This is a genomic window from Mycobacterium sp. (assembly GCF_049281135.1).
Classification (GTDB): Bacteria; Actinomycetota; Actinomycetes; order Mycobacteriales; family Mycobacteriaceae; genus Mycobacterium.
The window spans coordinates 1-8,350 of the sequence record NZ_JBAPRN010000423.1 but is presented as its reverse complement, the minus strand read 5'-3'; the positions used below and the strand labels follow the sequence as shown (position 1 = coordinate 8,350).

Below are 8,350 nucleotides of genomic sequence, written 5' to 3'. Positions count from 1 at the left end.
GCACCACAGCGGTGGAATCCGTTGCGATATCCGGCAATTCGGGCAAATGCTGCGGGTACTGCGGGGTCACCGTGCTCACCGCGCGCACCGACGGCACGCCGTCCAGGGAGCCGAGATGCTTACGGGCGAATTCGGCGCTGGCCACAATCAGTGCGGCTGCGCCGTCGGAGGTGGCGCAGATGTCGAGCTGCCGCAACGGGTCACTGACCACGGGGCTGGCCAACACGTCCTCGACCGAGGACTCCTTGCGGTAGCGGGCATTCGGGTTCTGCAGACCGTGCTGGGAGTTTTTGACCTTCACCTGGGCGAAGTCCTCGGACGTCGCCCCGTACAGGTCCATCCGGCGCCGAGCCAGCAGCGCGAAGTACACCGGGTTCATCGCGCCGATCAGGTGGAAGCGCTGCCAGTCCGGGTCGTTCTTGCGCTCCCCGCCGACCGGCGCGAACGCCCCCTTCGGAGTGGTGTCGGCGCCGATGACCAGCGCGACGTCGCAGAATCCGGCCAGAATATGGGCGCGGGCGCTCTGCAGGGCCTGCGAGCCGCTGGCACAGGCGGCGTAACTGGAGCTGACCGGCACGCCGTTCCAGCCGAGCTTCTGCGCGAACGTCGACCCCGCGATGAAGCCCGGGTAGCCGTTGCGGATGGTGTCGGCGCCGGCGACCAGCTGTATTTGCCGCCAGTCCAGGCCGGCCTCCGTAAGCGCGGCGCGAGCGGCGACCACGCCGTATTCGGTGAAATCCCGGCCCCATTTGCCCCACGGGTGCATGCCGGCGCCGAGGATGTAGAGCGGTTCGGGAGTACTCATTCGGCGATCCTCCACGCGTGCACGAGGCGTTCGACGCCGTCGGCGTCAGTGAACAAAGTCATGGTGGCCAACTCCATCTGCATACCGACCTTCAGATCGGCCGCCAGCGTTCCCTCGACCACCTTGCCCAGCACGATGATTCCCTCGTCGGCGAGTTCGACCGCGGCGATCGCGAACGGCTCGAACGGATCCGCCGCGGGGTAGGGCGCCGGCGGCGGATACCGGTTCTCGGTATAGCTCCACAGCGCCCCGCGGGTCGACAACGCGACGGACTCTAGTGCGTCGGAATCGCACCCCGGATTGGGGCAGTTGTTCTCCCGAGGCGGGAAGACGTAGGTGCCACAGTTGGGGCACTTACTGCCGATCAGATGCGGGTTGCCGGTCTCGTCGGCGGCGAACCACCCGTCGATTGCCGGTTCTGGAATGGTGACCTCTGGCACCGGGCCAGCCTACCCAGCAAGACGGCAAAACTGAAACGTGTTGCAGTTTTTCGCTACCACCGATGAGTTCCGCCGGCCTCCGCGGTCACATTGTCAAAGCGTGACTCAACCCAAGGAGCAGCCAATGTTGATTGTCGCGGGTTACCTCGTCGTCGACCCGTCGCAGCGCGACAACTACCTCGAAGACTGCGGCGCAGTCGTGCGGCAAGCCCGCAAGTCGCCGGGCTGTCTCGACTTCGCGATCAGTGCCGACTTGATTGAGCCGGGTCGGATTGACATCTTCGAACGCTGGGAATCGCGTGTCGCGCTCGATGAGTTCCGCGGTAGCGGGCCCAGCGACGAGCAACAAGGCTCAATCATCTCGGCGTCGGTGTGCGAGTACGCCGTGGGCAGCGAGCAGCGGCTGACTTGATGTCATGACGTGTGCCTAGAGTTGAGGCCGTGAGCCCCGCGAGGACCGCGAGCAAGAAGACCGAAGCCGGTAAGGCCGGTGACGACAAGCCGACGTTGATGCTGCTGGACGGCAATTCGCTGGCCTACCGGGCGTTCTACGCGCTGCCGGCCGAGAACTTCAAAACCCAGGGTGGGCTGACCACCAACGCGGTGTACGGATTCACCGCGATGCTGATCAACCTGCTGCGTGACGAATCGCCGACACATGTGGCCGCCGCGTTCGATGTGTCGCGGCAGACGTTCCGGTCAGAGCGGTACCCGGAATACAAGGCAAACCGCTCGTCCACGCCCGACGAGTTTCGCGGACAGATCGACGTCACCAAGGAAGTTCTTGCGGCGCTGGGCATTACGGTGCTCGCCGAACCTGGGTTCGAGGCTGACGATCTGATCGCCACGCTGACCACGCAAGCCGAAAAAGAGGGTTACCAGGTACTGGTGGTCACCGGTGACCGCGATTCGCTGCAGCTGGTCAGCGACGACGTCACCGTGCTCTACCCGCGTAAAGGTGTCAGTGAACTGACCCGGTTCACACCGGCCGCCGTGGTCGAGAAGTACGGCCTGACCCCTGAGCAGTACCCGGACTTCGCCGCCCTGCGTGGCGACCCGAGCGACAACCTGCCCGGAATCCCGGGAGTGGGCGAGAAGACGGCCGCGAAGTGGATCACCGAATACGGGTCGCTGCAGGCGCTGGTCGACAACGTGGACTCGGTGCGCGGCAAAGTCGGTGACGCGTTGCGCGCGAATCTGGCCAGCGTGGTGCTGAACCGCGAGCTCACCGACTTGGTTCGCGATGTGCCGCTGGCGCAGACCCCGGACACGCTGCGGATGCAGCCGTGGGACCGTGACCAGATCCACCAGTTGTTCGACCAGCTGGAGTTCCGGGTTTTGCGCGACCGGCTGTTCGACACGCTGGCCGCCGTCGAACCCGAGGTCGACGAGGGATTCGACATCCGCGGGGGAGCGCTGGAGCCCGGCACGATCGGGCAATGGCTGGCCGATCACGTCACCGACGGCCGTCGGGCCGGCCTCGCGGTGGTGGGCACGCATCTGCCGTACGGCGGCGATGCGACCGCGCTGGCGATCGCTGCCGCTGACGGTGACGGCGGCTTCATCGACACCACGACCCTGACGCCGGAGGACGATTCGGCGCTGGCGGCGTGGCTTGCCGACCCCGAGCAGCCAAAAGCCTTGCACGAGGCCAAGTTGGCGATCCACGACCTGGCCGGGCGCGGCTGGACGCTGAACGGGGTCACCTCCGATACCGCGTTGGCGGCTTACCTGGTCCGCCCCGGGCAGCGCAGTTTCACGCTCGACGACCTCTCACTGCGTTACCTGCGCCGCGAGCTGCGCGCGGAAACATCGGAGCAGCAGCAACTTTCACTGCTCGATGACAGCGAAGGCGTCGACGAGCAGGCTGTACAGACCGCGGTGCTGCGCGCTCGCGCCGTCGTCGATCTCGCCGATGCGCTGGACACCGAATTGGCCCGCATCGACTCCACGTCCCTGCTGGCCGAGATGGAGCTGCCGGTGCAACGGGTGCTGGCGGGTCTGGAGGCCGTCGGCATCGCCGTGAACCTGGACCAGTTGAGTTCGCTGCAAAGCCAATTCGGCGACCAGATCCGTGATGCCGCCGAAGCGGCGTACGCCGTGATCGGCAAGCAGATCAACCTGGGCTCACCCAAACAGCTCCAGGTGGTGCTGTTCGACGAGCTGGAGATGCCCAAAACCAAGCGGACCAAGACCGGATACACCACCGACGCGGATGCGCTCCAAACGCTGTTCGACAAGACCGGGCATCCGTTCCTGCAGCACCTGCTCGCACACCGCGACGTCACCCGGTTGAAGGTGACCGTCGACGGGCTGCTGAATTCCGTTGCCCTCGATGGGCGTATCCACACCACGTTCAACCAGACGATCGCGGCGACCGGCCGGTTGTCGTCCACCGAGCCCAACCTGCAGAACATCCCGATCCGCACCGACGCCGGCCGCCAGATCCGCGATGCTTTTGTTGTCGACAGCGGAGCCGGTGGCAAATACGCCGAGCTGATGACTGCCGATTACAGCCAGATCGAGATGCGGATCATGGCGCATCTGTCCGGTGACGAAGGCCTGATCGAAGCCTTCAACACCGGCGAGGATCTGCACTCGTTCGTGGCGTCGCGGGCATTTGGCGTGCCGATCGAGGAGGTGACCGGCGAGTTGCGGCGCCGGGTCAAGGCGATGTCGTACGGCCTGGCCTACGGCTTGAGCGCGTACGGCCTGGCGGCTCAGCTGAAGATTTCCACCGAAGAAGCCAAGGTCCAGATGGATCAGTACTTCGCCCGGTTCGGTGGTGTGCGCGACTACCTGATGGCCGTTGTCGAGCAGGCTCGCAAGGACGGCTACACCTCGACGGTCCTGGGTCGACGCCGCTATCTGCCCGAGTTGGACAGCACCAATCGGCAGGTGCGCGAGGCCGCCGAGCGGGCTGCGCTCAACGCGCCGATACAGGGCAGCGCCGCCGACATCATCAAGGTCGCCATGATCGGGGTCGACGCGGCCCTCACCGCTGCGGGGCTGACATCGCGGATGCTGCTGCAGGTTCATGACGAACTTTTGTTCGAAGTCGCCGACGGTGAGCGCCAGCAACTCGAGGCCTTGGTGCGCGACAAAATGGGCGGCGCATACCCGCTTGACGTGCCGTTGGAGGTTTCCGTCGGTTACGGCGCCAGTTGGGACACCGCCGCCCACTAGCGTCCAACCGCCGATCCATCGCGAGAAATTCGGGGGTTTCGTCAAGACGTCGGTGGGCCGAGTTTGGCCAGCGTGTGCCTAGTCGAGTAGCCTTGGCGGATAGTTCGGCGGCGATTCTGAGCGCGCAGCGCGATGGAAAGCCGGACGATCGAATTGAATCCAGCTTTGTCCCTACGACCTCAACCTGTCCGGAGCAACCCAACAATATGCCGAGTCCCACCGTCACCTCGCCGCAAGTAGCCGTCAACGACATTGGCTCGAGCGAGGATTTTCTCGCCGCCATCGACAAAACAATCAAGTACTTCAACGATGGCGACATCGTCGAAGGGACCATCGTCAAGGTTGACCGGGACGAAGTCCTGCTCGACATCGGCTACAAGACCGAAGGCGTCATCCCTTCCCGCGAACTGTCCATCAAGCACGATGTCGACCCCAATGAGGTCGTTTCCGTGGGCGATGAAGTCGAGGCCCTGGTCCTCACCAAAGAGGACAAAGAAGGCCGTCTGATCCTGTCCAAGAAGCGCGCTCAGTACGAGCGCGCCTGGGGCACCATCGAGGCCCTCAAGGAGAAGGACGAGGCCGTCAAGGGCACCGTCATCGAGGTCGTCAAGGGTGGCCTGATCCTCGACATCGGCCTGCGCGGCTTCCTGCCCGCATCGCTGGTCGAAATGCGCCGGGTCCGCGATCTGCAGCCGTACATCGGCAAGGAGATCGAGGCCAAGATCATCGAGCTGGACAAGAATCGCAACAACGTGGTGCTGTCGCGCCGCGCCTGGCTGGAGCAGACCCAGTCCGAGGTACGCAGCGAGTTCCTCAACCAGCTGCAGAAGGGCGCCATCCGCAAGGGTGTGGTGTCCTCGATCGTCAACTTCGGTGCGTTCGTCGACCTCGGCGGTGTGGACGGTCTGGTGCACGTCTCGGAGCTGTCTTGGAAGCACATCGACCACCCGTCCGAGGTTGTCCAGGTCGGCGACGAGGTCACCGTCGAGGTGCTCGACGTCGACATGGACCGCGAGCGGGTTTCGTTGTCGCTCAAGGCGACTCAGGAAGACCCGTGGCGCCACTTCGCCCGCACCCACGCCATCGGCCAGATCGTGCCGGGCAAGGTCACCAAGCTGGTGCCCTTCGGTGCGTTCGTCCGCGTCGAAGAGGGCATCGAAGGCCTGGTGCACATCTCCGAGTTGGCTGAGCGCCACGTCGAGGTGCCCGACCAGGTGGTCGCCGTCGGTGACGACGCGATGGTCAAGGTCATCGACATCGACCTGGAGCGTCGCCGCATCTCGCTGAGCCTCAAGCAGGCCAACGAGGACTACACCGAGGAGTTCGACCCGGCCAAATACGGCATGGCCGACAGTTACGACGAGCAGGGCAACTACATCTTCCCCGAAGGCTTCGACGCCGAAACCAACGAATGGCTCGACGGTTTCGACACTCAGCGCACCGAGTGGGAGGCCCGCTACGCCGAGGCCGAGCGGCGGCACAAGATGCACACCACGCAGATGGAGAAGTTCGCCGCTGCCGAGGCCGAAGAGGCCGCGCGCCCGCAGGCCAACGGCTCGTCCGGCGACGACCAGCCGAGCGGTGGCTCACTGGCCAGCGACGCGCAACTCGCCGCTCTGCGGGAGAAGCTCGCAGGCAGCGCCTAACGGTTAGACCCCGAACGAACGCCCCGACTCAGACGAGTCGGGGCGTTCGTTGTTCCGGCGTCCTGACACACTGGTGCGGTGCTGCGCATTGGCCTGTCCGGTGGTATCGGCGCCGGAAAGTCGACGGTGTCCTCAACATTCAGCGAACTCGGGGGAATCGTCGTCGACGGCGACGTGATTTCCCGTGAAGTCGTCGAGCCGGGCACAAAGGGGCTGGCCAAGCTGGTCGATGCCTTTGGCGAGCGGATCCTGTCCGACGACGGCTCACTCAACCGGCCGGCGTTGGCCGCGATCGCCTTCAGCGACGACGAGAAGCGCCAGACGCTGAATGCCATCGTGCATCCTCTGGTGGCCGAACGCCGGTCGGAATTGATCGCCAGTGCCGCGCGCGCCGAGAAAAACCCCGTGATCGTGGAGGACATCCCGCTTCTGGTGGAATCCGCGATGGCGCCGATGTTCCCGTTGGTGGTCATCGTCAACGCCGACGAAGACCTCCGGGTGAAACGGTTGATCGAGCACCGGGGCTTCTCTGAGCACGACGCCCGGGCCAGGATCGCGGCGCAGGCCACCGCGGAGCAGCGTCGCGCCGTCGCCGACGTGTGGCTCGACAATTCCGGCAGCACAGGGGAGTTGGTCGAACAGGCGCGTGCGCTGTGGCACCAGCGGATCCTGCCGTTCGCGCACAACCTTGATGGCGGCGAGCCGGCCCGCGCCCGCCCGGTTCTGGTGCCGCACGATCCGTCCTGGCCGGATCAGGCGCGCCGGATCGCGGCACGGCTGAATACGGCGTGCGGGCACCGCGCCGTTCGCATCGACCACATCGGTTCGACGGCTGTGCCGGGCATGGATGCCAAGGATGTCATCGACATGCAGGTGACGGTCGCCTCACTGGAGGCGGCTGACGAGTTTGCCGAGGCTTTGACGAGCGCGGGTTACGTGCGCATGCCGGTTACCGCCGACGAGAGCAAGTCGGATGCCCGCAGCACTGTTGCGGACTTCGATCACGCCAACAGTGAATCCTTGTGGCACAAGCGACTTCACTGCTCGGCCGATCCCGGTCGACCGACGAACGTCCACGTGCGCGTCGACGGCTGGCCCAATCAGCAGTTCGCGCTGCTGTTCGTCGACTGGCTAGCCGCCAATCCCGATGCGCAGCAACAATATCTGGCAGTCAAGCGCGACGCCGAGCGTACCGGTGCGCCCGACGGCGACATCGCGGACTATGTCGCCGCGAAGGAGCCATGGTTTTCCGATGCCTACCGCCACGCGTGGGATTGGGCCGACGCCACCGGTTGGCGGCCTACGGATTAGGCAACGGTGCGCCGCACGGCAGCACCCCGTTCATCGGGTCGGTGCTACCGGGGGCCGGATGGACAACCTGGTCGACCTGGACGAAGACCTTGTCGTCGACGTCGATCTCGCAGTGCACATTCGCCGAGTAAGGCCACTTCACCGCGACCTGCATACCGGCGTGATGAGGGTCCGGCAGCACCGCGTTGGCCTGGAACGAGTTGCCCGGCAACGTGCCCAACTGGGCCATGTTCGTCTGGTTGTCGGCGGTGATGAAGGTGGCCACAGTACCGGGAGCCACGCCGTCGACGTGCGCGATGTAGGTGATGTTGTGCAGATCGGCCCGCGCCAGCGCGGGTGTTAGCTGCGCGCTCACAGCCACCACCGCAGTTGCGGTAATCGTGGTCCATCTGTGCCTGGTGAAGCTCATGACCGCACAGATTACGCGGCGGGACATCGGTGCGGGCGTCCAGTTGCCGACCGCTTGCGCAGCGGTAGGCCGCGGCTATCCGAGTGGATACCGCGGCGCATTATCGTCGCGGCGCTTGACCAGCAACCAGGTCTCCTCTTCGCCCTCGCGGACTCGGGTCAAGGCATACCCGCCTTGCAACTTCTTGCCGTTCAGCCGAAATGACAAATGGCCACGCCCAAGGCAGTTGACCATCTCGTACTCGGTCCGGTTGGCGTATGTGCCGTGGTCCCAGACCGTGACATTGTCGGCGCGGTCAAACTCCGCGTCGTCCATCGGGTGGTCTTCGGTGCGTCGCGCCATCCGTCGGTCCTGCGGATTGACCGACGGCCCCCGAGCAATGGCCCAAGACACCAGCACACCGTCGATCTCGAGACGAAAGTCGTAGTAGTCACTGCGCGCCGCGTGGTCCTGGATCACGAATTGTGGGCCGCTGTTGCCCCTTCTTCGGCGTTGCGGCTTCTCAGGACCTCGCCCAGACCGCCGGTGACCCCGGTAATCGCTCAAACTCATG

8 protein-coding genes are annotated in these 8,350 nt (G+C 65.0%); 4 read left to right on the top strand and 4 right to left on the bottom strand.

The features are described 5' to 3' along the window. Both WAN02_RS17370 and WAN02_RS17365 read right to left on the bottom strand, forming a co-directional pair. Positions 1 to 805, bottom strand: an 805-nt coding sequence (locus tag WAN02_RS17370) for a lipid-transfer protein (protein WP_422265470.1), incomplete at its 3' end; no start/stop codon positions are given. Then, positions 802 to 1,245, bottom strand: a complete 444-nt coding sequence (locus WAN02_RS17365) for a Zn-ribbon domain-containing OB-fold protein (RefSeq protein ID WP_422265468.1) — start codon at positions 1,243 to 1,245, stop codon at positions 802 to 804. The genes WAN02_RS17365 and WAN02_RS17370, both read right to left, overlap by 4 nt. 124 nt (positions 1,246 to 1,369) lie before the next feature. Here WAN02_RS17365 and WAN02_RS17360 point away from each other — a divergent pair, with 124 nt between their 5' ends. From WAN02_RS17360 to coaE, 4 genes are all read left to right on the top strand, one after another. After that, positions 1,370 to 1,657 (top strand): putative quinol monooxygenase, encoded by a 288-nt coding sequence (locus WAN02_RS17360; protein WP_422265467.1) that lies wholly within the window; start codon positions 1,370 to 1,372, stop codon positions 1,655 to 1,657. Between the two features lie 98 nt (positions 1,658 to 1,755). After that, positions 1,756 to 4,431, top strand: coding sequence for a DNA polymerase I (gene polA / locus WAN02_RS17355; protein ID WP_422265471.1), 2,676 nt, complete (start codon positions 1,756 to 1,758; stop codon positions 4,429 to 4,431). Between the two features lie 206 nt (positions 4,432 to 4,637). Beyond that, the gene (gene rpsA, locus WAN02_RS17350) at positions 4,638 to 6,077 is read left to right on the top strand and encodes a 30S ribosomal protein S1 (protein ID WP_422265466.1); all 1,440 of its coding nucleotides are present in this window, start codon (positions 4,638 to 4,640) and stop codon (positions 6,075 to 6,077) included. A gap of 78 nt (positions 6,078 to 6,155) precedes the next feature. Next, positions 6,156 to 7,388: a dephospho-CoA kinase gene (coaE, locus tag WAN02_RS17345; protein WP_422265464.1), complete on the top strand. Its 1,233-nt coding sequence runs from the start codon at positions 6,156 to 6,158 to the stop codon at positions 7,386 to 7,388. Here the strand turns inward: coaE and WAN02_RS17340 are convergent. Both WAN02_RS17340 and WAN02_RS17335 read right to left on the bottom strand, forming a co-directional pair. After that, positions 7,378 to 7,797, bottom strand: a complete 420-nt coding sequence (locus WAN02_RS17340; protein WP_422265463.1) for a hypothetical protein — start codon at positions 7,795 to 7,797, stop codon at positions 7,378 to 7,380. The two genes, coaE and WAN02_RS17340, sit on opposite strands and share 11 nt — an antisense overlap. A 75-nt stretch (positions 7,798 to 7,872) precedes the next feature. After that, positions 7,873 to 8,350, bottom strand: a 478-nt coding sequence (locus WAN02_RS17335) for a DNA polymerase ligase N-terminal domain-containing protein (RefSeq protein WP_422265462.1), incomplete at its 5' end; no start/stop codon positions are given.

What these genes read in the sequence shown, in the direction of transcription:
- rpsA (WP_422265466.1), top strand. Translation starts at nt 4,638, where the DNA reads ATGCCGAGTCCCACCGTCACCTCGCCGCAAGTAGCCGTCAACGACATT.
- WAN02_RS17340 (WP_422265463.1), bottom strand. Translation starts at nt 7,797, where the DNA reads ATGAGCTTCACCAGGCACAGATGGACCACGATTACCGCAACTGCGGTG.
- WAN02_RS17360 (WP_422265467.1), top strand. Translation starts at nt 1,370, where the DNA reads ATGTTGATTGTCGCGGGTTACCTCGTCGTCGACCCGTCGCAGCGCGAC.
- polA (WP_422265471.1), top strand. Translation starts at nt 1,756, where the DNA reads ATGCTGCTGGACGGCAATTCGCTGGCCTACCGGGCGTTCTACGCGCTG.